This is a genomic window from Methylobacterium sp. P5_C11 (assembly GCF_054049775.1).
On record NZ_JBFULS010000022.1, the window covers coordinates 18892 to 40985 of the forward strand.

Annotated in this window: 18 protein-coding genes; 7 read left to right on the forward strand and 11 right to left on the reverse strand. The window is 70.4% G+C overall.

Annotated elements, in window-relative coordinates:
• The first annotated feature begins 20 nt into the window (after positions 1–20).
• The 3 genes from gltX to ACXJKQ_RS13750 all read left to right on the forward strand — a co-directional run bounded on the left by gltX (position 21) and on the right by ACXJKQ_RS13750 (position 3930).
• A complete protein-coding gene (gene gltX / locus ACXJKQ_RS13740) occupies positions 21–1448 on the forward strand; it encodes a glutamate--tRNA ligase (protein ID WP_457106292.1) in 1428 nt (475 codons plus the stop codon).
• A 230-nt stretch (positions 1449–1678) separates the two neighbouring features.
• Positions 1679–2968 carry a citrate synthase gene (gene gltA, locus ACXJKQ_RS13745; protein WP_457106293.1) on the forward strand — a complete coding sequence of 430 codons (1290 nt, stop codon included), beginning with the start codon at positions 1679–1681 and terminating at the stop codon, positions 2966–2968.
• Between the two features lie 38 nt (positions 2969–3006).
• On the forward strand, positions 3007–3930 hold the full coding sequence (locus tag ACXJKQ_RS13750) for a DNA-3-methyladenine glycosylase family protein (RefSeq protein ID WP_457106294.1): 924 nt from the start codon (positions 3007–3009) through the stop codon (positions 3928–3930).
• A gap of 132 nt (positions 3931–4062) precedes the next feature.
• On the opposite strand, the gene parC is transcribed toward ACXJKQ_RS13750, so the two are convergent.
• Both parC and recO read right to left on the reverse strand, forming a co-directional pair.
• Complete coding sequence (parC, locus tag ACXJKQ_RS13755; RefSeq protein ID WP_457106295.1) at positions 4063–6309, reverse strand: DNA topoisomerase IV subunit A; 2247 nt, start codon at positions 6307–6309, stop codon at positions 4063–4065.
• 188 nt (positions 6310–6497) lie between these two features.
• A complete protein-coding gene (gene recO / locus ACXJKQ_RS13760) occupies positions 6498–7217 on the reverse strand; it encodes a DNA repair protein RecO (protein WP_457106296.1) in 720 nt (239 codons plus the stop codon).
• A gap of 144 nt (positions 7218–7361) precedes the next feature.
• Here recO and ACXJKQ_RS13765 point away from each other — a divergent pair, with 144 nt between their 5' ends.
• Together ACXJKQ_RS13765 and ACXJKQ_RS13770 are read left to right on the forward strand one after the other, a co-directional pair.
• Complete coding sequence (locus tag ACXJKQ_RS13765) at positions 7362–7763, forward strand: hypothetical protein (protein ID WP_457106297.1); 402 nt, start codon at positions 7362–7364, stop codon at positions 7761–7763.
• A gap of 20 nt (positions 7764–7783) precedes the next feature.
• Positions 7784–8479 (forward strand): gamma-glutamylcyclotransferase, encoded by a 696-nt coding sequence (locus ACXJKQ_RS13770; protein ID WP_457106298.1) that lies wholly within the window; start codon positions 7784–7786, stop codon positions 8477–8479.
• A 3-nt stretch (positions 8480–8482) separates the two neighbouring features.
• On the opposite strand, the gene ACXJKQ_RS13775 is transcribed toward ACXJKQ_RS13770, so the two are convergent.
• Complete coding sequence (locus ACXJKQ_RS13775; protein ID WP_164706385.1) at positions 8483–8626, reverse strand: hypothetical protein; 144 nt, start codon at positions 8624–8626, stop codon at positions 8483–8485.
• Positions 8627–8801: 175 nt separating this feature from the next.
• On the opposite strand from ACXJKQ_RS13775, the gene ACXJKQ_RS13780 reads away from it, so the two are divergent.
• Positions 8802–9425 (forward strand): hypothetical protein, encoded by a 624-nt coding sequence (locus tag ACXJKQ_RS13780; protein ID WP_457106299.1) that lies wholly within the window; start codon positions 8802–8804, stop codon positions 9423–9425.
• Here ACXJKQ_RS13780 and dnaE read toward each other — a convergent pair.
• Positions 9422–12940 (reverse strand): DNA polymerase III subunit alpha, encoded by a 3519-nt coding sequence (gene dnaE / locus ACXJKQ_RS13785; RefSeq protein WP_457106300.1) that lies wholly within the window; start codon positions 12938–12940, stop codon positions 9422–9424. The two genes, ACXJKQ_RS13780 and dnaE, sit on opposite strands and share 4 nt — an antisense overlap.
• Positions 12941–13479: 539 nt before the next feature.
• Here dnaE and ACXJKQ_RS13790 point away from each other — a divergent pair.
• A complete protein-coding gene (locus tag ACXJKQ_RS13790; protein ID WP_457106301.1) occupies positions 13480–14787 on the forward strand; it encodes a glycosyltransferase in 1308 nt (435 codons plus the stop codon).
• A 194-nt stretch (positions 14788–14981) separates the two neighbouring features.
• Here ACXJKQ_RS13790 and ACXJKQ_RS13795 read toward each other — a convergent pair whose 3' ends face one another.
• The 7 genes from ACXJKQ_RS13795 to ACXJKQ_RS13825 all read right to left on the reverse strand — a co-directional run bounded on the left by ACXJKQ_RS13795 (position 14982) and on the right by ACXJKQ_RS13825 (position 22088).
• Positions 14982–15242, reverse strand: a complete 261-nt coding sequence (locus tag ACXJKQ_RS13795) for a hypothetical protein (RefSeq protein WP_457106302.1) — start codon at positions 15240–15242, stop codon at positions 14982–14984.
• 360 nt (positions 15243–15602) lie between these two features.
• The gene (locus tag ACXJKQ_RS13800) at positions 15603–16316 is read right to left on the reverse strand and encodes an ABC transporter ATP-binding protein (RefSeq protein WP_457106303.1); all 714 of its coding nucleotides are present in this window, start codon (positions 16314–16316) and stop codon (positions 15603–15605) included.
• Between the two features lie 14 nt (positions 16317–16330).
• Positions 16331–17629 (reverse strand): lipoprotein-releasing ABC transporter permease subunit, encoded by a 1299-nt coding sequence (locus tag ACXJKQ_RS13805; RefSeq protein WP_457106304.1) that lies wholly within the window; start codon positions 17627–17629, stop codon positions 16331–16333.
• A gap of 9 nt (positions 17630–17638) precedes the next feature.
• A complete protein-coding gene (proS, locus tag ACXJKQ_RS13810) occupies positions 17639–18964 on the reverse strand; it encodes a proline--tRNA ligase (protein ID WP_457106305.1) in 1326 nt (441 codons plus the stop codon).
• Positions 18965–19481: 517 nt separating this feature from the next.
• Positions 19482–19808 (reverse strand): DUF1467 family protein, encoded by a 327-nt coding sequence (locus ACXJKQ_RS13815; protein ID WP_457106306.1) that lies wholly within the window; start codon positions 19806–19808, stop codon positions 19482–19484.
• Between the two features lie 5 nt (positions 19809–19813).
• Positions 19814–20218 (reverse strand): methylmalonyl-CoA epimerase, encoded by a 405-nt coding sequence (gene mce, locus ACXJKQ_RS13820; protein WP_457106307.1) that lies wholly within the window; start codon positions 20216–20218, stop codon positions 19814–19816.
• 196 nt (positions 20219–20414) lie between these two features.
• Positions 20415–22088 carry a ribonuclease J gene (locus tag ACXJKQ_RS13825; protein WP_457106308.1) on the reverse strand — a complete coding sequence of 558 codons (1674 nt, stop codon included), beginning with the start codon at positions 22086–22088 and terminating at the stop codon, positions 20415–20417.
• Positions 22089–22094 lie beyond the last annotated feature (6 nt).

Sequence of the window (22094 nt, forward strand, 5' to 3'; positions counted from 1 at the left end):
CCCCCGAACCTATCGGACCGATGTCCTCAGCCGTCGTCACGCGCTTCGCGCCCTCGCCCACCGGTTACCTCCATATCGGCGGAGCCCGCACGGCGTTGTTCAACTGGCTCTACGCCCGCCACACCGGTGGCCGGATGCTGCTGCGGATCGAGGACACCGACCGGGAGCGCTCGACCAAGGGCGCGATCGACGCGATCCTCGACGGCCTGTCCTGGCTCGGCCTCGACTGGGACGGCGACGTGGTCTTCCAGTTCGCCCGGGCCGAGCGCCACCGCGCCGTAGCCGAGGAGCTGCTGGCTGCGGGCCGCGCCTACCATTGCTACGCTACCGCCGAGGAGCTGGCGCAGATGCGCGAGACCGCCCGCGCCGAGGGCCGCGCGCCCCGCTACGACGGGCGCTGGCGCGACCGGGACCCGTCCGAGGCCCCCGCCGGGGTCAAGCCGGTGATCCGCCTGCGCGCGCCCCTCACGGGCGAGACCGTGGTCGACGACGCCGTCCAGGGTCGCGTCACCTGGGCCAACAAGGACCTCGACGACCTCGTGCTCCTCCGCTCGGACGGCACGCCGACCTACATGCTCGCCGTCGTGGTGGACGACCACGACATGGGCGTCACGCAGATCATCCGCGGCGACGACCACCTCACCAACGCCGCGCGCCAGACCCAGATCTTTTCTGCCCTCGGCTGGGAGGTCCCGACGATGGCGCACATCCCCCTGATCCACGGGGCCGACGGAGCCAAGCTCTCGAAGCGCCATGGCGCCCTCGGCGTCGAGGCCTATCGCGACCTCGGCTACCTGCCGGCGGCCCTGCGCAACTACCTCGTCCGCCTCGGTTGGAGCCACGGCGACCAGGAGGTCTTCTCCACCGAGGAGATGGTCGCGGCCTTCGATCTCGGCTCGGTCGGGCGCTCGGCGGCGCGGTTCGACTTCGCCAAGCTCGCCAACCTCAACGGCCTCTACATCCGCACCAGCGCGGATGCCGACCTCGTGGCGGCGATCGAGACCATCCTGCCGAATGTCGGCCCCGCGCGCGGCCTGTCGGCGCCGCTCCCGGCAGACCTGAAGGACAAGCTGACCCAGGCCATGCCGGGTCTGAAGGAGCGTGCCAAGACGCTGATCGAACTCCTCGACAGCGCCTATTACCTGTACGCGCAACGCCCCCTGGCGTTGGACGAGAAGGCCGGCGCCCTTCTCTCCGACGAGGGCCGCGCCCGCCTCGCGGGTGTTCGCCCGGCGCTCGAGGCGCTGACCGACTGGAACGCGGCCTCGACCGAGGGCGCCGTGCGCCTTTACGCCGAGACGGCCGGATGCAAGCTCGGGCAGGTGGCTCAACCCCTGCGCGCCGCGCTCACGGGCCGCACCACCTCCCCGCCCCTGTTCGACGTGATGGCGGTGCTGGGCCGGGACGAGACCCTGGCCCGGCTCGGCGATCAGGTGCCGCAGGGCTGAGACGGCCGGGCGCAGCCGGGAGCCCAGCGCCCCGGCCCGGATTTCGCTTGGCGGAATATGCTTGGCGTCGGGGTCGGGTTGTCACCGACCCCGTTGCTGCTGCAGTGCCGTTTGGGTAACCCATGCCAGTGAGCACCCGCAGCATAATGCGTGGTGCTCAGGCCCCCGGGACCGGCTCGGGCAGCCCGAGGCCGGCATCCGCCACGTCGCCAGAGAAGGGTCCACGATCCATGAGCGCACCCAGCACCATCACCGTGGACGGCAAGTCGGTCGAGCTGCCGGTTAAATCCGGCACGATCGGGCCGGACGTGATCGATATCGGCAAGCTCTACGCCCAGACCGGCGCCTTCACCTTCGACCCGGGCTTCACCTCGACGGCCTCGTGCGAATCGAAGATCACCTACATCGACGGCGACGAGGGCGTGCTGCTCTACCGCGGCTACCCGATCGAGCAGCTCGCCGAGAAGGGCGACTTCCTCGAGACCTGCTACCTGATGCTGTTCGGCGCCCTGCCGACCGCCGCCCAGAAGGCCGATTTCGACTACCGGGTCACGCGCCACACCATGGTGCACGACCAGATGAACCGGTTCTTTACCGGCTTCCGCCGCGACGCGCACCCGATGGCCGTGATGGTCGCCTCCGTGGGCGCGCTCTCGGCCTTCTACCACGACTCGACCGACATCACCGATGAGAGCCAGCGGCTGATCGCGTCGATCCGCATGATCGCCAAGATGCCGACGCTCGCCGCGATGGCCTACAAGTACTCGATCGGCCAGCCGTTCGTGTACCCGAAGAACGACCTCGACTACACCTCGAACTTCCTGCGCATGTGCTACGCTGTGCCGTGCGAGGATTACGAGGTGAACCCGGTCTTCGCCCGGGCGCTCGACAAGATCTTCATCCTGCACGCCGACCATGAGCAGAACGCCTCGACCTCGACGGTGCGGCTCGCGGGCTCGTCCGGCGCCAACCCCTTCGCCTGCATCGCGGCCGGCATCGCCTGCCTCTGGGGGCCGGCCCATGGCGGCGCCAACGAGGCGGCCCTCAAGATGCTGATGGAGATCGGCACCCCCGAGAACGTCAGCAAGTACGTCGCCAAGGCCAAGGACAAGAACGACCCGTTCCGCCTGATGGGCTTCGGCCACCGGGTCTACAAGAACTACGACCCGCGCGCCCGGATCATGCAGCACACCACCCACCAGGTGTTGAAGGAACTCGGCAAGACCGACGATCCGCTGCTGCACGTCGCCATGGAGCTGGAGCAGATCGCCCTCAAGGACGAGTACTTCATCGAGAAGAAGCTCTACCCGAACATCGATTTCTACTCGGGCATCACCCTCAAGGCGATGGGCTTCCCCACCGACATGTTCACGGTGCTGTTCGCGGTGGCCCGCACGGTGGGCTGGATCGCCCAGTGGGCCGAGATGATCGAGGATCCCTCGCAGAAGATCGGCCGTCCGCGCCAGCTCTACGTGGGTCCGGCCCAGCGCGATTACGTGCCGGTCGATCAGCGCGGCTGAGGCGGGACCTGTCCCGGGACGCGACCCAGGACACGACCATGGGGGCGGCCGAAAGGCCGCCCTTCGCGTGTGCGGAGGCCATCGATCTCCGCCTGCCCTGCCGCCCGCCCTACGACTGGGCGGCGATCCGCGCCTTCCTGGCCAAGCGCGCGATCCCGGGCGTCGAGACGGTGGCGCCCGACGGCTCGGCCTACCGGCGCACGGTCCGCGTCGCGGGTCGGTTCGGCCACCTGACGGCGGAGCCCGGCACGGATTGCCTGCGCGTCGTCCTCCGCGGCATCGATCCCGGACACGCCGCCGCGGTGGCGGAGCGCCTGGGCCGCCTGTTCGACTGCGACGCCGACCCGGCTGCCATCGCCGGCTGCCTGGCCCGGGATCCGGTCCTGGCCCCCCTCGTGGCGGCCCGGCCCGGGCTGCGCCTGCCGGGCGCCTGGGATCCGTTCGAGACCGGCTGCCGGGCGATCCTCGGCCAGCAGGTTTCGGTCTCCGCCGCGATCGGGTTGGCGGGCAGGCTTGTGGCGGCGTTCGGGACGCGGCTGCCGGAGCCGGTGGGCGTCCTGACCCACGTCTTCCCGACGGCGGCGGATCTGGTCGAGGCCGATATCGCCCTGGCGCTCAACATGCCGCGCGCCCGCGGCGCGGCGATCCGGGCGCTGGCGGCGGCGACGCTGGCCGAACCGGACCTGTTCGCTCCGGCCGAGTCGCTGGAGGCCGCGCTGCTGCGCTTCACGGCGATCCGCGGGATCGGGCCGTGGACGGCACAGTATATCGCCCTGCGGGCGCTCAAGCTGCCGGACGCCCTGCCGGTGGGCGATGTCGGCCTGCTGCGGGCTCTGGAGACCGGCACCGGTCGCCCGAGTCCGGCGGAGCTTCTGGCCCGGGCCGAGGCGTGGCGGCCCTTCCGCGCCTACGCGGCGCAGCACCTCTGGGCTGCGGACGAGGCGGCCGTTAAGGGGCGGTGACCGCCGCCCGTGACGTCGGCGCCGTCGTCGTTGCGAGCGGAGCGAAGCCATCCAGCGGCGCCACGTTCGTCAAGGTGGCGCTGCCCTGGGTCACTTCGCTGCGCTCGTGATGACGGAGCAACCGCCCTCTCCTCAGCGCCCGAACCGCTCGAACTTCGGGAAGCTGCGCGCCATCATCAGCCCGACCTCGGCCCGGTGGCCGAGCCACTTCTCCAGCACCGACGCGTTGGCGAGCCGCCCCTCCGGCGAGCCGTCCTGCCAGGGCAGGCCGTCCGCCAGCTTGAACACGTGCGCGTCCTGGAGCCGGCCGCTGCGGCAGCGCTGGAGCCGCACGCCCTTGCCGCGGGCGAGTTCCGCCACCTCGGAGATCGGGAAGATCAGCAGCAGCTTCTCCGTATTGACCACCGCGACGTGGTCGCCCTCGGCCGGCACCAGCACGGCCGCGGTGGCGTCTCCGTCGAGGCCGAGCACGCTCTTGCCCTTGCGGGTGTTGGCGACCAGCGCGTCGGCGGGCGCCACGAAGCCGCGGCCGTCCGAGCCCACGATGAGCAGTTTGGTCTCCGGCCGGTAGGGCAGAGCTGCCACGATCTCGGTGCCGTCGTCGAGGTCGGCCATCAGGCGCACCGGGTCGCCGAAGCCGCGCCCGCCCGGCAGCTTCGAGGCGTCGAGGGTGAAGACCTTGCCGTTCGTGGCGAGCAGCAGGATCTTCTGCGTGGTCTCGGTCGGGAACGCGATCTTCAGGGTGTCGTCGCCCTTGAACGCCACCCCCGACAGGTCGGCGACGTGGCCCTTGAGCGCCCGGATCCAGCCCTTGGTGGAGACGATCACGGTGATCGGCTCGCGCTCCACCAGGGCCGCGGTGAAGTCGATGCCGCCGACATCCGGCGGGCTCGCCAGCGTGGTGCGGCGGCGGCCCAGCTTGGTCTCGGGGCCGAAGGTCTTCTTCACGGCGCGGATCTGCGCCTGGATCGCCTTCCACTGCGCCGGCTCGGAGGCGAGCAGGGCGTCGATCTCGGCCTTCTCGGCGGTGAGCCCCTCGAACTCGCGCTTCAGCTCCATCTCCTCCAGCTTGCGCAGGGAGCGCAGGCGCGTGTCGAGGATCGCGTTGGCCTGGAGTTCGGTCAGCTCGAACCGGGCCATGAGGGCGGCCTTGGGCTCGTCCTCCTCGCGGATGATGCGGATCACCTCGTCGAGGTCGAGATAGACGATGAGCAGGCCGCCCAGGATCTCCAGGCGGCGGTCGATCTGGCCGAGGCGGTAGCGCGAGCGGCGCTGCAGGACCACGCGGCGGTGGTCGACCCATTCCCGCAGGCACTCGACGAGCCCGATCACCTTCGGCACGAGGCCGCCGACCAGGACGTTGAGGTTGAGCGGGATCCGGGCCTCGAGTTCCGTCAGCCGGAACAGCGATTCCATCAGGATCACCGGATCCACCGTGCGCGCGCGCGGCTCCAGCACGACGCGCACGTCCTCGGCCGATTCGTCCCGCACGTCGGCCAGGAGCGGCAGCTTCTTCTCCTGCAGGAGCTCGGCCATCTTCTCGATCAGCCGGCCCTTCGGGATGCCGTAGGGGATCTCGGTGACGACGATGTTCCAGGTGCCGCGGCCCAGATCCTCCTTGTGCCAGCGGGCGCGGACCCGGAAGGCGCCGCGGCCGGTCCGGTAGGCCTCGGCGATGGACTCGGCCGAGTCGACCAGGATGCCGCCGGTGGGGAAGTCCGGACCCTGCACGAACCTGGCGAGGTGCGCCGAGGTCGCCTCGGGGTGGTTGATCAGGTAGAGCGCCGCATCGCACAGTTCGGCGGCGTTGTGCGGCGGGATCGAGGTCGCCATGCCGACCGCGATGCCCTGGCTGCCGTTGGCCAGCAGGTTCGGGAAGGCCGCCGGCAGGACGATCGGCTCCTCCTTCTCGCCGTTGTAGGAGGGCCGGAAATCAACTGTGTCCTCGTCGATCCCGTCGAGGAGCAGCCGGGCGACCTCGGTGAGCCGCGCCTCGGTGTAGCGGTAGGCGGCCGGGCCGTCGCCGTCGATGTTGCCGAAATTGCCCTGGCCGTCGACCAGCGGGTAGCGCTGGGCGAAGTCCTGGGAGAGCCGCACCAGGGCGTCGTAGATCGCCTGGTCGCCGTGGGGGTGGAAGTCGCCCATCACGTCGCCGACGATCTTGGCGCACTTCTTATGCGCGGTATTCGGGTCGAGGCGCAGCAGCCGCATGCCGTACAGGATGCGCCGGTGCACGGGCTTCAGCCCGTCGCGGGCGTCCGGCAGCGCCCGGTGCATGATCGTCGAGAGCGCGTAGGCGAGGTAGCGCTCCTCCAGCGCCGATTTCAGCTCGACGCTCTCGATCCCGTCGCCGGACGGCGGCTCGAAGGGCTGGCCCATGACGGCTCCTCACACTCTCAATCGTCTCTGCCCGCGCGCCCGTCAGTCTGGTGCCGCGGAGCGGAGCCCGGAATCCAGACGCGTCGTCCCTGCCGGGCGAGGCTCCTCGCATCCGGCGCTGCGGCGATTCTGGATTCCGGGCCCGCCCGCAGCCCCCCGGAGCGACGGTTGAGAACAGAAAGCGAACATTACTCGGCCTCGCGACCGAGCGCAACGAATCGCGCCCGCTCCTCGGGAGGCCCGAGGCCGCGGGGCGCCCAGACGTGCCGGTCCAGGAAGTACCCCGTCAAGGTAAACCCTTGCGCAACGCCGTCGGGGCCGGGGGGGCCGCCCGCATGCAGGAAGCTCGGAAGTGCCAGCAGGCGGTCCCGGTACGGCTCGCCCGCCGAGGCGCTCACGGCCCGGCCGCTCTTCGGCGACACGTAGGCCAGGGCGTCGTTGTCGCCGGTGGCCGCGCAGGCGGTCAGGTCGAGGCCGAAGCCGAGTTCCGACAGGATCGCCAGCTCGAAGCGCACCATCAGGGGCGGCGCGATCGTCGGGTCGTCGAGGTGGGCGACCAGGATCCCGGCCGCCGCGTAGAGGCCTGGATGGGGATCGCGCTCGGGCAGGAGCCGCAGCAGGGCCGCCATGTGGCCCAGGCCGTAGAGGGCGAGGCTCGACCCGATCATCCGCGAGACCTGCGACTCGAGGGGCTCAACCCCGTAGGACCCGAGGCCCTCGTCGAGGCGCGCCCGCCACGTCAGCCGGACCCGGTTGCCGGGCTGCAGCACCGGCTGCATCCGGCGCGAGCGCCCGCCATGCACGAGTCCCAGATGGCGCCCGTGGTTCTCGGTCATCGCCTCCAGGATGACGCCGGTCTCCCCGTGCCGGCGCAGGCCGAGCACCAGGGCGTCGTCGGTCCATTGCATCGCGGGTCGCGTCACGCGGTGAGAGGGGCGCGGCGCGCGACGGACGCGTTCCGCTCATCAGACCCATATAGGAAGGCGTGCGGTCCGGCGCTGCCCGCGCGCATTGTCCAGCCCCGGGCAACCTCGGCGGCGTAGGCAGGGCCGATGCCGCCCCGCGCCGCCCTCGCCGCCTGCCTGATCCTGATCGCCGCCGGGGCGCAGGCCGCGCCGCGGCCCCCGAAGCCCGTGACCGAGGACGCGCCCTCCCCGGCCCTCCTCCAGCGGATCGCCGCCCTGGCGCTCAAGCAGGTCGCCTTCGGCTCGGTCTCGCTGCTGCCGGTGCGGTTCGAGGGCAGCCGGATCGCCGGGCCGATCGCGGATGCCGGCCGGGTGATCTACTGCGTGTCGGGCCGGATGTACGGCCGCACCTTCGGCAAGCCCGAGCGGCCGAGGGCGGTGATGCGTTACGCGGCCGACCGGTTCGAGGTGATCGACGACGACGAGGTCTGCACCGGCCATCGCAGCCGACCCTTCCTCGAACTGGACGCGATGGGCAACAAGCCGTGACGGATCCGCGTTGACGGGCCATGCCCGCCGATGCCACCCGCGCCCTCGACCTCAGCCTCGACCTGATCGCCCGTGCCCATTCCGAGCCGGTGCCCGACGATCCGAGCGCCCTCGACGTGCTGAGCGACGCGGAACTGCGCCCGGGGCTCGACGCGATCGTCGCCGGGCGCGAGGGCCGCGACCTCTGGGTCTTCGCCTACGGCTCGCTGATGTGGAATCCGGAGTTCGCGGTCATCGAGCGCCGGATCGGCACCGTCCGCGGCTTCCATCGCCGATTCTGCCTGCTCCAGCGCCGGTTCCGCGGCACGCCGGAGCGACCGGGCTTCGTCCTGGCCCTCGATCGCGGCGGCCTCTGCCGGGGCGTCGCCTTCCGCCTGCCGGGCATGGAGATCCGCGAGACGCTGATGCCGGTCTGGCGACGGGAGATGCGCGGCCGGGGCTACGTCGCCCGTTGGCTGCCGGTCGCCACCGAGGCCGGGACCGTGTCGGCGCTGACCTTCCTGGCCAACCGCGCCAGCGACCGCTACGCCGGCCGCCTCTCGGACGCCGAGATCGCGGAGAAGATCGCCGCCGCCTGCGGGCACAAGGGACCGAGCGCGGAATACCTGTTCCGGACCGTGGAGGCCTGCGAGCGCCTCGGCATCCGCGACCGCCATCTCTGGAATCTCCAGGCCCTGGTGGCGGACCGGCTCCGGGTCTGCGTGCCCGGGGCGTGAGGTTCAGGTCCAGGCGCGCTTCATCACCACCGCGACGCGACCGCCCGCATGCTCGGCATCGGGGTTGCGCGGCTCCCGGATGCCGGGGGCGCGGCCGGTGGTGACGTAGACCAGGAGGGTGAGGGCGAGCAGGATCTTCGTGCGCATGGCGACGCTCAAGCTTGAGCGCCGGTGCATAGGATCGATCGCTTTTTAAGGAGTTGCTGCGCTGCACACAGGTGGACTTGCAGCCGGATTTCTGCGGGCGTGGTGAAGGAAGGGTTGCGGGCCGGCCGCGTTCGTCTATGCCGCCGGCCCGGGATGTCCACAGGCGGAGGATGAGATGCGGCTCCGGATCGGCGTAGCCCTCGCGGTCGTCGGCATCGCCGCCGTGGCGCTCCTGGCGGGGCCGCTGAGTCGCGGCGACCGGCTGTCCGACATCCTCACCGGGCAGACACCGCTGCTCGCCGGCGGCGCCCGGGCGCCCGGTGGCAGCGCGACCCTCACCGGCGCCGCGGAGCTGGGGCCGGATCGGCGCCCGGCGACCCTGCACCTCGCCTGCGATCCGGGCGGGACCGGCCTTTCGGCGGCGCTGACAGTACCGCGCTTCGCCGAGCTGGCGCCGCGCTTCGACTTCGCCGGGCTCGCAGGTTCCGGCAGCGAACCCCCCCTCACCGGCATCCTGGTTTCCAGCGCGGGCAGCGTGCGCTCGGTGCGGATCCCGGTTCAGGGCGCGGCAACCGGGGCGGATGCGGGTTTCACCCTGACGGTGACGGGCGCCCGCCGCGGCGACGATCCCCTGCGCGGGCTCGCCCAGGCGCTCAGCCAGCCCGGCGCCAAGCTTACCTGGACGCAGGCGAGCCCACGCTCCGGCGATCCGGCCCTGACCGCGACGGCCACGGTGGCGGAGGCCGACGCCGCCGCGCTGAAGGACGCCCTCGCCGGCTGCCTCGCGGCGCCGTTCTAGCTCACCTCCACCTGCACCACCCCTGGCACGGTCCGGAGCTGGCCGGCCAGCGTCGGCGTCGCCTGGAACTTGCCGGGCAGTCGGATCTCCACCTCGCGGCTGCCGCCGTCGAGCTTGAGGATCAGCGAGACCTCGCTCTCCCCGCGCATTGACAGACGCTGCTGCACGGGCGCGACGCCGCGCGGATCGCTCAGGTGGATGCGGATCCCCTTCTGGTGGCGGGCCACCGCCTGGTCTAGGGGCTCGGCGGTGAGGATCCGGGCGCGCACGTCCTCGCCCTCCAGGTTCGCCTGGAGCTGGAGCACGAGCGGGCGGCCCGGCTCCAGGATGTCGCGGTACTGGCCGAGGCCCTCGGAGAAGATGATCGCCTCGAAATGGGCGGTCCGGTCCGACAGGGTGACGATGCCCATCTTGTTGCCGGTCTTGGTGCGCCGCTCCGCCCGGTCGAGCACGGAGGCCGCCACCCGGCCGACGCTGGAGGTCCCGGCCCGCACCGCGCGGCAGAAATCGGTCCAGCTCTGCACCCGCAGCTTGTCGAGCAGGTCGCCATACTCGTCGAGGGGATGGCCGGAGATGAAGAACCCGATCGCCGCGTATTCCCGCTTCAGCGTGTCGGCCATCGGCCAGATCTCGTGCGGGGGGATCCGCAGGGACACGTCGTCCGCCACCACGCCGCCGAACATGTCGGTGACGCCGGCGGATTCGGCTTCCGCCGCGCTGGCGGCGAGCTTCATCATCGGCTCGACCGCCGCGAAGGCCCGCGCCCGGTCGGGCTCGATGCAGTCGAGCGCCCCGGCCTGGACGAGGCTCTCCAGGGTGCGCTTGTTGATCTGCCGCGGGTTGAGGCGGCGGGCGAGGCAGGCGAGGTCCTTGAACGGCCGATCGCCCCGGGCCTCCACCAGCGCCCGCACCGCTTCGCGGCCGACGCCCTTGATGGCCGCGAGGGCGTAGAAGATCTTGCCGTCGCGCACCTCGAACACCTCGCCGGAGGTGTTGATCGAGGGCGGCTCCACCGTGATCTTGAGGCGCTGCGCGTCCTGGCGGAATTCGGCGAGCTTGTCGGTGTTGTCGATGTCGAGCGTCATGGCGGCGGCCAGGAACTCGACCGGATAGTTCGCCTTCAGATAGGCGGTCTGGTAGGTGAGCAGCGCGTAGGCCGCGGCGTGGCTCTTGTTGAAGCCGTAATCGGCGAACTTGGCGAGCAGGTCGAAGATCTCGTTGGCCTTGGCCTTGGTCAGGCCGCGCTCGGTGCAGCCCTTGAGGAACCGGTCGCGCTGCGCGTCCATCTCGGCGCGGATCTTCTTGCCCATGGCGCGCCGGAGCATGTCGGCCTCGCCGAGCGAGTAGCCGGCGAGGACCTTGGCGATCTCCATCACCTGCTCCTGGTAGACGATGATGCCGAATGTCTCCTTCAGCATCGGCTCCAGCTTCGGATCCGGGTACCAGGTCGCCTCGTTGCCGGCGTCGCGGCCGAGCTTGCGCTCGCAATAGACCGGGATGTTGGCCATCGGGCCCGGCCGGTACAGCGCCACCAGGGCGATGATGTCCTCCAGCCGGTCGGCCTGCATCTCGCAGAGCGCCTTGCGCATGCCGGCCGATTCCACCTGGAACACGCCGACCGTCTCGCCGCGGCCCATCGGGCCGTAGGTCTTCGGGTCGTCGAGCGGCAGCGAGGCGAGGTCGATGTCGATGCCGCGCGCCTTCAGGAGATCCGTGCAGCACCGCAGCATGGTCAGAGTCTTGAGGCCGAGGAAGTCGAACTTCACCAGCCCGGCCTGCTCGACCCACTTCATGTTGAACTGGGTGACCCGCATGCCGGTCTTCGGGTCTCGGTAGAGCGGGACCAGTTCCTCCAGGGGCCGGTCGCCGATCACCACGCCGGCCGCGTGGGTCGAGGCGTGGCGGTGCAGGCCCTCCAGCTTCTTGGAGATGTCGATGAGCCGGCCGACGATCGGCTCCTCCTCCATGGCCTGCTGCAGCTTCGGCTCACCCTCGATCGCCTGGGCGAGCGTCACCGGGTTGGCCGGGTTCTGCGGAACGAGCTTGGTCAGCTTGTCGACCTGCCCGTAGGGCATCTCCAGGACGCGGCCGACGTCGCGCAGCACGCCGCGGGCGAGCAGCGTGCCGAAGGTGATGATCTGCCCGACCTGCCCCTCGCCGTAGCGTTGCTGCACGTAGCGGATCACCCGCTCGCGGCCCTCCACGCAGAAGTCGATGTCGAAATCCGGCATCGAGACGCGCTCGGGGTTGAGGAAGCGCTCGAACAACAGGCCGAAGCGGAGCGGGTCGAGGTCGGTGATCAGCAGCGACCACGCCACCAGCGAGCCGGCGCCCGAGCCGCGGCCCGGCCCCACCGGGATGTCGTGGTCCTTGGCCCACTTGATGAAGTCCGAGACGATCAGGAAGTAGCCCGGGAACTTCATCGACACGATGACGTCGAGTTCGAACGCGAGGCGCTTGCGGTAATCCTCTTCCGAGAAGCCCGGCGCCGTGCCGTGCTGCTTGAGGCGCAGCTCCAGCCCCGCCTCGGCCTGCCGGCGCAGCTCGGTCGGCTCGTCGGCCGAGACCGCCTGCACGCCCGTCTCGGCGGCCTCCGCCAGGGCCTCGGCCATGGGGGGCGTCTCCCCCGCCGCCACGGCGCCGAAATTCGGCAGGATCGGCTTGCGGGTCCGTGCCCGCACGGCGCAGCGCATGGCGATCTCGACCGTGGCCTGGAGCGCGTCCGGCAGGTCGCGGAACAGCTCGGCCATCTCGGCGCGGGTCTTGAAGGCGTGGCTCGGCGTCAGACGGCGGCGGCGCTCGTCCGAGACGAGGCGGCCCTCCGCGATGGCGAGCAGCGCGTCATGGGCGTCGTAATCGTCGGGCTTGGCGAAGTAGGGCTCGTTGGTCGCCACGATCCCGAGACCGTGGCGGCCGGCGAGGTCGAGGAGCGCCGTCTCGATCCGCCCCTCCTCGGGCAGGCCGTGGCGCTGCAGCTCGACATAGAGCCGGTCCTCGCCGAAGGCCTCCTTGAGGCTCCTGAGGCGGCCGAGGGCCAACTCGGGCCGCCCGGCCCGGAATGCCGCGTCGAGGGGGCCGGACAGGCCGCCCGTGAGGGCGATCAGCCCCTCCGAGGCACCGACGAGGGCCGCGGCGTCCAGGCGCGGCGCCTCGCCGAGGGCCGTATCGAAATAGGCGCGGCTCGCCAGCCGCAGCAGGTTGGCGTAGCCGGCCTCGTCCTGGGCGAGGAGCACGATGCCGTGGCTCGTCGGCGCCTGCCGCTGGTGCGGATCGGCGGCCTCGAACGCCACCGAAAGCTGCACCCCGGCAATCGGCTGAACGCCTTCGCCAGCCGCCTTCTCGGAGAATTCCAGCGCCCCGAACAGGTTGTTGGTGTCGGTGAGCGCCAGGGCCGGCTGCCGGTCGGCCACCGCCGCCTTGATCAGGGAGCCGACCTTCAGCGCCCCTTCGAGCAGGGAATAGGACGAGTGGACGTGGAGGTGGACGAATCCGACCTCCTTGAGCTGGCGTGGCATGGCCGACCTTGTTCAGGGGTCGGGCAGCATCCCCGCTCGCCGGCTCCAAGTCGACGTGTGCCGGGCCGCCGATAGACGATATCCACCGGTCGTGCCCCGGAAGCACCAGTTCGGGCCAAGCCTGTGGATGATCTCCCCTGCAGGGCCGATCGCCTGTGTATAACCGGCCTCTCGGAGGAACCGGGGGCGCGTTGGAAAAATCCGGCTAACGAACCGGTGCCAAGGCTATCGCCCAGGCGCCGACCGCCGCGAACAAAAGTCCGAATGCCATGAACTCGACCATTCCGGTCAGGACCATCCGCTTCAGCATCGTCGTACCTCCCGCGTTCCGGTCCCAGTATGTTCATGTTTTGTTCTAATGATAGAGGCGGCGCGCAATAATTCCTGCGCGTCTATCGGTTACGGTAAAAAGTGTCTTGATGCGGATCGGGCGTGCTGGCATGCCCTCGCGCCGAGACGAACTCGTCATCTGATCGGGGGGTTCGAAGGAGCAAGCCATTCCCGCGCACCGGACGGTCGAACGGTTCGACGTCGCCCTCGTGGCCGTCGGCACACACGGCGACGTGCTGCCGTTCATCGCGCTGGGTCACGAGTTGTTGAAGCGTGGTCACGGCGTCTCGCTGGCGGCTCCGGCTCCGTTCGAGGCGATGGCCCGCCGGGCCGGCCTCGCCTTCCAGCCCCTCGGCACGGTGGCGGATTACGAGGCGGTGATCCGCCAGCCGGATCTGTGGCACCCGCAACAGGGCTTCCGGCCGATGTTCGACTACGCCCTCCAGGTCGCCGAGGCGGCCTGCCTGTGGCTCGGGGCGACCCGGGGACGGGGCGTCGACCTCCGTGTGGTCGCCTCGCCGCTCGGATGGGGGGCACGGCTCGCGCAGGATCTCTACGATCTCCCGACCGCGACGCTGCACGTGATGCCGTTCCTGATCGAGAGCCGGTACGATCCGCCCCGCCTGCCGGGCCTGCCGCTGCCGCGATTCCTCCCGGCTTCCCTGCGGGCCTACGTGAATCTCGGCGTCGATCAGGTCGCGGTCGGTCCGTTCACGCTGCCGCCGCTCAACGCCCTGCGCGCGCGACTGGGCCTCGACCCAGTCTACCGGCTGCGGCACTGGTGGAACAGCCCGACCGGTATGCTCCTGATGTTCCCAGACTGGTACGCCGCGCCGCAGGCCGATTGGCCGAACCAGGCGGTGCAGCTCGGCTTCCCGCTGGTCGACCGGTTCGGCGACGTGGCGGCCATGCCGCCGGAGCTGGAGGCATTCCTCCAGGCAGGCGCGCCGCCGGTCGTGTTCACCTACGGCTCGGCCATGCGCCAGGGCGCCGGCTTCTTCGACACCGCGGTGCGGCTGTGCCGGCGCATGGGCCGCCGCGGCGTTCTGCTCGCCCCGCAGGGCGGCCAGATCCCGAAGCCGCTGCCCGCCGAGATCATCCACCTGCCCTACGCGCCGCTGAGCGCCCTCCTGCCGCGCAGCGCGGCCCTGGTCCATCACGGCGGCGTCGGGACGGTGGCGCAGGCACTGGCCGCGGGCGTTCCGCAACTCGTCGTTCCGGTAGCCTTCGACCATTTCGATGAGGGGCGGCGGCTGAAGGACCGCGACCTGGGTGCCACCTTGAGCCGCCGCGCCTTCCGCCCGGCTCGGGCGGCCCGGGTGCTCGGCCGTCTGCTCACCGATCCCGCGGTGGCACGCGCAACGGCGGCCGCGAAGGCGCGGATCGCGGGGAGTTCCGACGCCATCCTCGACGCCTGCGACTACGTCGAGGCGCTGACGAGTCCCGCCATCCGATCCGGACCGCGCCCCGCGGCCGCGGAGGGTGAGTCCGGAGCGGGATCTCGGGGCGGCCCCTGATCGCTCCAGCCGGGCGGACCCGGACAGGGCTGTCCGCGCGCGAGCGGCGCCGCCCCTTGATGGGAGCGGCGCACGCAGGTCAATGGCTCAGCAGGGTCGTGGCCGAGCCGTAGAGCGTCATGAGCAGGCCGGTCACGAAGGCGCCGATCATGACGTAGGAGAGAGCCTTGAGCTTCATCCGGCCTCCGGTCTGATCAGCAGCGGTAACCGCCGGCGGTCTGGCCGTACTGCTTGACCGGCCGGGTCTGCTGGTCAGCGTTGCCCTCCGCGGCCGAACTCAGCGGGCAGCCCACATAGGCGGGATTGTCGTGGACCCCGAGGCCCAGTGAGCCGGTGGTCTCGATTTCGGAGTTGGCGAAGCCGGCCCAGCGGGCGCCGTTGGCCGCCATGGCGGACGAGATCGGAGCCACGCCAAGGACAAGCGCGGTGACGACGGCGGCGATACGGGTCTTCATGGTGGTTATCAAACTCCTCCGCAGTACAGTCCGATCAATCGGCCCTGTTTCGTCTTGCGTGATCTGAAGATAGGGAGCCGGTGTCTTCCATGACGTGCCTCGACGCACGCGGCGCGCGGGATTAAAATGCGCCACCTCTTCGGGCCGATCGGTCGCGCGGGCGCGTCGCGCAGCCCCCGCGGAGACACGCCCGGCGGCGGCGCGGCCGCCGGCAGGCGACGCTGCGGTTCCTTGGGGTTCATGAGCGGCGAAGCCGATCCCGAGCCCCGGGATCGGTGTCGGGCCTCACCGGGATCCGCTTGCGGACACCGCCGCCGCTTGAGACCGGCGCGCCCGCCCGCGGGGACGTCGCGCCCGTGCTCAGTCGAGCTGCGTGATCAGCCCGTCGCGGATCGTCACCCGGCGATCCATGCGGGCGGCCAGTTCGAGATTGTGGGTCGCGACAAGGGCGGCGAGGCCCGAGGCACGGACCAGGGACATCAGCACCGAGAAGACATGGCCCGCGGTTCCGGGATCGAGATTGCCGGTCGGCTCGTCGGCCAGCAGCAGCCGCGGGCCGTTGGCCACCGCCCGGGCGATGGCGACACGCTGCTGCTCGCCCCCCGACAGCTCGGCCGGGCGATGGAGCAGGCGATCCTTCAGGCCGAGGAAACTCAGGAGTTCCGTGGCGCGGGCCTTCGCCTCCGCGCGTTTCAGGCCGCGGATGAGCTGCGGCATCACCACGTTCTCCAGGGCGGAGAACTCCGGCAGGAGGTGGTGGAACTGGTAGACGAAGCCCATCTCCTCGCGGCGCAGGCGGGTGCGCTCGGCATCCGCCATCGCCGCCGTGGGATGGCCGCCGATATAGATCTCGCCCCCGTCCGGCCGCTCCAGGAGGCCGGCGAGGTGCAGCAGGGTCGACTTGCCGGCACCCGAGGGCGCCACCAGCGCCACCAGTTCGCCCGGCCAGATCGCGAGGTCGGCCCCGCGCAGGATCTCCAGGGCGCCCTCGGCCTGGGCGTAGCGCCGCTCGACGCGGGAAAAGAACAGGGCCGGGACCGGCTGGTCGCCGGTCGTCTGGCTCGAATCGCTCATCGGTGGGCGGACCGTCAGCCGTAGCGGAGGGCCTGCACCGGATCGAGCCGGGCGGCGCGCCAGGAAGGATAGAGTGTCGCGGCGAGCGACAGGAGCAGCGAGGTGATCACCACGGCGGTGATCTCCTTGGGGTTCATCTGGGCCGGGATCTCGGCGAGGAAGCGCACCGTCGGGTCCCAGGCGCCGGGAAACAGCACGTGCTGGATCGGCTTGATGTTGAGGGTGATCAGGATGCCGAGCGCCAGCCCGCCGAGCGTGCCGACGATCCCGATCAGCGCGCCGTTGATCAGGAACACCCGCATGATCGTGCCGGGCGTCGCACCCATGGTCCGCAGGATCGCGATGTCGCTCGACTTGTCGCGCACAAGCAGGATCAGGCCGGAGACGATGTTGAGCGTCGCCACCACGACGATCAGGCTGAGGATCAGGAACATGACGTTCCGCTCCACCTCCAGCGCCCCGAAGAAGGTCCGGTTGCGCTGCCGCCAGTCCGTGAGCAGGATCGGCCGCTCGGCCGCCATCTCCAGGGGCTCGCGCATCTCGCCGACATGGTCGGGATCGTCGACGTAGATCTCGATCATGCTGACGTCGCCGTCCTTGTTGAAGAACGCCTGCGCCTCGGGGAGCGGCATGAACACGAAGGTCTGGTCGAACTCGGTCATGCCGACCTCGAACACCGCCTTGACCGTGTAGCTCTTGGTGCGCGGCGCGGTCCCGAACGGCGTGGACGAGCCCTTGGGCGTCACCAGGGTGATCGTGTCGCCGGCCTGCAGGCCCAGCGTGTCGGCGAGCCGCCGCCCGATCAGGACGCCCGTGCCGTCGTCGAAGCCCTCCAGCGTCCCGCCGCGGATCGACGCCGATACTGCTGCCAGGGCGTCCAGATCGGCCGCCCGCACGCCGCGGATGATGACGCCCGAGCCGCCGTATTGCGACGAGGCGAAGGCTTGGCCTTCCACCAGCGGCACCGCCGCCCGCACACCCGCCACCTTCGACAGGCGATCCGATAGGTCGGTCCAGTCGTTGAACGGCCGGTCGATCGGCGTGGCGAAGAGATGGCCGTTGATGCCCACGATCTTCGACAGCAGCTCGGCCCGGAAGCCGTTCATCACCGACAGGACGATGATCAGCGTGGCGACGCCCAGCGCGATGCCCAGCACCGAGAAGAACGCCACCACCGAGACGCCGCCGCCCCGGCGGCGGGCGCGCAGGTAGCGGCCGGCGAGGATCCACTCGAACGGCGCGAAGGGCGCAGTGCCCTCGCGGAGCGACGCCGCGAAGCCCTTCACCCGGTCCAGCGCCGCTGATGCCGCCATCGGTGTGTCTCAGACGCGCCGGATGCGCGCCAGCAGGTCGACGGTCGCGAGGCTCTCGCGCTCGCCCCCCGCGCGCCGCTTCAGCTCGACCTTGCCCTCCGCGAGACCCTTCGGTCCGACGATAATTTGCCAGGGCAGGCCGATCAGGTCGGCGGTGGCGAACTTGGCGCCCGGGCGCTCGTCGCGGTCGTCGTAGAGCACCGAGAGGCCGGCGGTCTCGAGATCCGACTGGATCTGCGCGCAGGCCGCGTCGGTTCCGGCATCGCCGACCTTGAGGTTGATCAGCGCGACGTCGAAGGGCGCGACCGAATCCGGCCAGATGATGCCGGCCTCGTCGTGGCTCGCCTCGATGATCGCCGCCACCAGCCGGCTCGGGCCGATGCCGTAGGAACCCATATGGACCGGCCGCTCGATCCCGTCCGGCCCGGCGACCTTGGCGCCCATCGGCTCGGAATACTTGGTGCCGAAATAGAAGATGTGCCCGACCTCGATGCCGCGGGCGGCCAGCCGGCTCTCCTCGCCGACCTCCGCGAAGGCCTCCGGCTCGTGCATCTCCTCGGTGGCGGCGTAGTGCGATGTCCAGCCGTCGACGATGCCCTGCAGGGCGGCGACGTCGTCGAAATCCACGGTCTCGGGCGGGATCGCGAAGTCGAGATAGGCCTTGTCGCAGAAGACCTCGCTCTCGCCGGTCTTGGCCAGGATGATGAACTCGTGGGACAGGTCGCCGCCGATCGGGCCGGTATCGGCGCGCATCGGGATCGCCTTCAGGCCGAGGCCCGCGAAGGTGCGCAGGTACGCCACGAACATGCGGTTGTAGGCGTGGCGGGCGCCGGCCTGGTCGAAGTCGAACGAATAGGCGTCCTTCATCAGGAACTCGCGGGAGCGCATCGTGCCGAAGCGCGGCCGCACCTCGTCGCGGAACTTCCACGAGATCTGATAGAGATTCTTCGGCAGATCCTTGTAGGAGCGCACGCTCGCCCGGAAGATCTCGGTGACCATCTCCTCGGCGGTGGGGCCGTAGAGCATCTCGCGGTCGTGCCGGTCCTTCAGGCGCAGCATCTCCTTGCCGTAGGCCTCGTAGCGGCCGGATTCCCGCCACAGCTCGGCCGACTGCACCGTCGGCATCAGGATCTCGATCGCACCCGCGCGGTCCTGCTCCCGGCGGATCACCGCGCAGACGCGCTCCAGAACCCGCAGGCCGAGCGGCAGCCAGGCGTAGATGCCGGCGGCCTCCTGGCGCACGAGCCCGGCGCGCAGCATCAGCCGATGCGAGACGATCTCGGCTTCCTTGGGCGTCTCGCGCAAGGTCGGCATGAAGTAGCGGGAGAGACGCATATCGTCAGAGTCTTGGGAGTGAATCCGGCCGGGACGAGCCGCGGTGCGCCGGCACACAACACGCCGGTGACGTAAATTACAAGCACTGCACGACCACGGCGCGGCGTAATCGCGGCGAACCGGAGGCGGCGGGCCGGCTCCGGCGGGATGGTTGCCTAGGACGGAAGCGGTCTGCCCATTTGCCGGCAAGAAAGCGCAGATTTTTCTCGCAGGCCCGGTGACAACACGAATTGTTGTTCCTATAAGCGTCCGGCGATGTTTGCGACGCCCGGAAGAGGCGGCGCAAGGTCCGAGTCTCGGGAGGAAAAGCGACCGCCCCGCAGGTAATGCGAGGGACATCTCAAGGTCGAGCCACTGCAGCTTGAAAAGCAAGGCCTCGCGCCTTGCTTTTTTTATTGTCGCGCTTCCTGGTACCGGCTCGCGATCGGACGCGCGAGCGCCCTCGACGCCGGTCCGAGCCGGAGGCCGGACGTGATGCCACCTTGGGGCTGACTGCGGTGAACGGCTTCGCGCCGCGCTACAGCCCGGTGAGCGGGAACACCGCCAGGGCGATCAGGAACGCGGCCCCCGCCACCAGCGTCGTCCAGATGGCCTTCTCGCGCAGGCGCGGCGCCGCCGGTGCGCCGGGATCCTGGCCCGGCACGACGTGGCTGGGCCGCGTCTCCGGCTGGTTGCGCAGGGGCAGGACCGCGAAGAGCAGCGTCCACCAGACCACGAAGTAGAGGGCGATCGCGCCGCCCACCGTCAGCTTGAACAGGCCCACCGCCGCAGCCACGAAGGCGGCGATCAGCACGGTGATCGCCGCCAGCGTCACCGGCGTCGAGCGGGCCAAGCTGTGCATCATCCCGCTCACACCTGCTCCAGCTCGACCAGGGTGCCCAGGAAGTCTTTCGGGTGCAGGAACAGAACGGGCTTGCCGTGGGCGCCGATCCGCGGCTCGCCGGAGCCGAGTACCCGGGCGCCCTCGGCCTTGAGCCTGTCGCGGGCGGCCAGGATGTCGTCGACCTCGTAGCAGACGTGGTGGATGCCGCCGCCCGGGTTGCGCGCCACGAAGGCCTCGATCGGTGAGCCCTCGCCCAGGGGGGACATCAGCTCGATCTTGCTGTTCGGCAACTCGACGAAGACCACCGTCACGCCGTGCTCCGGCTGCGGCAGCGGCGCCGTGATCGTGGCGCCGAGCGTGTCGCGGTATACCGCGCAGGCGGCGTCGAGATCCTGCACGGCGATGGCCACGTGATTGAGACGGCCGATCATGATGCTCCTCCCCAGCGTGCTGGCTCCCTGTCCGGGAGCTTCATTGGTTGTCGGCGAGACGCCGGCGGAGCGCCTCGAGCGACCGTTCCCTCTCCCGTGCGGGAGAGGGGATCTGAACCGCATCCGGCCGCCGACCAGGCAATCCGGCCGCCGCGAGGCCCCGCAGGTTACCGCGCCCCCGTATCGGCCGCCAAGATCACGCCTCCACCACCTGCACGTGGCAGGCGGGCTTCTTGCCCCAGACCTCGTTGACCGCGGTGCGCACGGCCCGGTCGACCGTCTTCTCGACGCTCTCCGAGTCCTTGAGCTTGCCCCGCGACATCCCCGACAGGGTGCGCGAGACCGCGTCCACCACGGTCTCGATCAGCGGCTCGCCGGTCCGGCCGCGGTTCGGCAGGCCGATGATGTCGACGGCCGGCTCGCCCAGCACCACGCCGTCCTCGTCGATCGCGATCGCCACGGAGACGAGGCCCGCCTGCATGAGCTTGCGCCGCTCGGGGATCGCCCGGTCCTTCTCGTCGATCAGGACGTCGCCGTCCTTGAACAGCCGGCCGGCCTTCACGTGATCGACCACCGCCGGCGTGCCGGGGCTCAGGCGGATCAGGCTGCCGTTCCGGGCCTTCACCACGTTCTGCACCCCCTGCGCCCGGGCGAAGCGGGCATGCTCGTCGAGGTGCAGGGCCTCGCCGTGGACCGGGATCGCGGTGCCGGGGCGGGTCCACTTGTACATCTCGACCATCTCGTCCCGGCGCGGATGGCCGGAGACGTGGACGAGTTCGGTCCGGTCGGTGATCACCTCGACGCCCTGCTCGATCAGGTCGTTGATGATCGACCCGACATCGCGCTCGTTGCCGGGGATGGCGCGCGATGAGAAGATCACCTGATCGCCCGGGGCGAGGCTGATGTCCGGATGGTCCTTGCGGGAGACCCGGGCCAGCGCCGCCCGCGGCTCGCCCTGCGAGCCGGTCAGCAGGGCCACGACCCGCTCCCGCGGCAGGCTCTTCCAGGAATCCGCCCGGCGGAAGTCCGGCAGGCCGTCGAGGTAGCCGCATTCGCGGGCGACATCGATGACCCGGTCCATGGCCCGGCCGACCGCGATGACCTCGCGGCCACAGGCCGCCGCCGCCTCGGCCACCGCGCGGATGCGCGCGACGTTCGACGCGAAGGTGGTCACCGCGACGCGGTGGGGGGCGTCCGAGATCAGGGTCTTGAGGGTCTCCGCCACGGTCTTCTCGCTGGGCGAGAATCCCTCGCGCACGACGTTGGTCGAGTCGCACACGATGGCGAGGATGCCCTCGTCGCCGAGCGCCGTGAATGCCTCCGGCGAGGTGACCGAGCCGGCCACCGGGGTCGGGTCGATCTTCCAGTCGCCGGTGTGCAGCACGAGCCCTGCCGCGGTGCGGATCGCGATCGCATTCGATTCCGGGATCGAGTGCGAGACGGGCACGTATTCGAGCTCGAACGGTCCGACGGTCACGCGCCGGCCGGGCTTCACCTCCCGCAGGTCGACCTTCGGGGCGCCGGGCTCCGAGAGGCGCCGCGTCTCCAGGAGGTTCTTGGCGAAGCGGGTCGCGTAGACCGGCACCTTGAGCCGGGGCCACAACTCCGAGATTGCCCCGATATGGTCCTCGTGCGCGTGGGTGATGAAGATCCCCAGCAGGTCCTTGCGCCGCTCCTCGATGAAGGAGAGGTCGGGGAACATCAGGTCCACCCCCGGCATCTTCTCTTCGCTTGCGAAGCCCATGCCGCAATCGACCATGATCCACTTCCGGCCCTTCTCGGGGCCGAACCCGTAGAGCGCCGCATTCATTCCGATCTCGCCCACGCCGCCGAGCGGCAGGAAGACCAGCTCCTCCTGTCCCATTGCCATCTGTCG

Coding starts and splice junctions, on each gene's coding strand:
- ACXJKQ_RS13795 (WP_457106302.1), bottom strand. CDS start 15,242: ATGAAGACCCGTATCGCCGCCGTCGTCACCGCGCTTGTCCTTGGCGTG.
- ACXJKQ_RS13805 (WP_457106304.1), bottom strand. CDS start 17,629: ATGGCGGCATCAGCGGCGCTGGACCGGGTGAAGGGCTTCGCGGCGTCG.
- dnaE (WP_457106300.1), bottom strand. CDS start 12,940: ATGCCACGCCAGCTCAAGGAGGTCGGATTCGTCCACCTCCACGTCCAC.
- ACXJKQ_RS13775 (WP_164706385.1), bottom strand. CDS start 8,626: ATGCGCACGAAGATCCTGCTCGCCCTCACCCTCCTGGTCTACGTCACC.
- proS (WP_457106305.1), bottom strand. CDS start 18,964: ATGCGTCTCTCCCGCTACTTCATGCCGACCTTGCGCGAGACGCCCAAG.
- gltX (WP_457106292.1), top strand. CDS start 21: ATGTCCTCAGCCGTCGTCACGCGCTTCGCGCCCTCGCCCACCGGTTAC.
- ACXJKQ_RS13765 (WP_457106297.1), top strand. CDS start 7,362: ATGCCGCCCCGCGCCGCCCTCGCCGCCTGCCTGATCCTGATCGCCGCC.
- recO (WP_457106296.1), bottom strand. CDS start 7,217: ATGCAATGGACCGACGACGCCCTGGTGCTCGGCCTGCGCCGGCACGGG.
- ACXJKQ_RS13770 (WP_457106298.1), top strand. CDS start 7,784: ATGCCCGCCGATGCCACCCGCGCCCTCGACCTCAGCCTCGACCTGATC.
- gltA (WP_457106293.1), top strand. CDS start 1,679: ATGAGCGCACCCAGCACCATCACCGTGGACGGCAAGTCGGTCGAGCTG.
- ACXJKQ_RS13780 (WP_457106299.1), top strand. CDS start 8,802: ATGCGGCTCCGGATCGGCGTAGCCCTCGCGGTCGTCGGCATCGCCGCC.
- parC (WP_457106295.1), bottom strand. CDS start 6,309: ATGGGCCAGCCCTTCGAGCCGCCGTCCGGCGACGGGATCGAGAGCGTC.
- mce (WP_457106307.1), bottom strand. CDS start 20,218: ATGATCGGCCGTCTCAATCACGTGGCCATCGCCGTGCAGGATCTCGAC.
- ACXJKQ_RS13815 (WP_457106306.1), bottom strand. CDS start 19,808: ATGATGCACAGCTTGGCCCGCTCGACGCCGGTGACGCTGGCGGCGATC.
- ACXJKQ_RS13800 (WP_457106303.1), bottom strand. CDS start 16,316: ATGAGCGATTCGAGCCAGACGACCGGCGACCAGCCGGTCCCGGCCCTG.
- ACXJKQ_RS13750 (WP_457106294.1), top strand. CDS start 3,007: ATGGGGGCGGCCGAAAGGCCGCCCTTCGCGTGTGCGGAGGCCATCGAT.
- ACXJKQ_RS13825 (WP_457106308.1), bottom strand. CDS start 22,088: ATGGCAATGGGACAGGAGGAGCTGGTCTTCCTGCCGCTCGGCGGCGTG.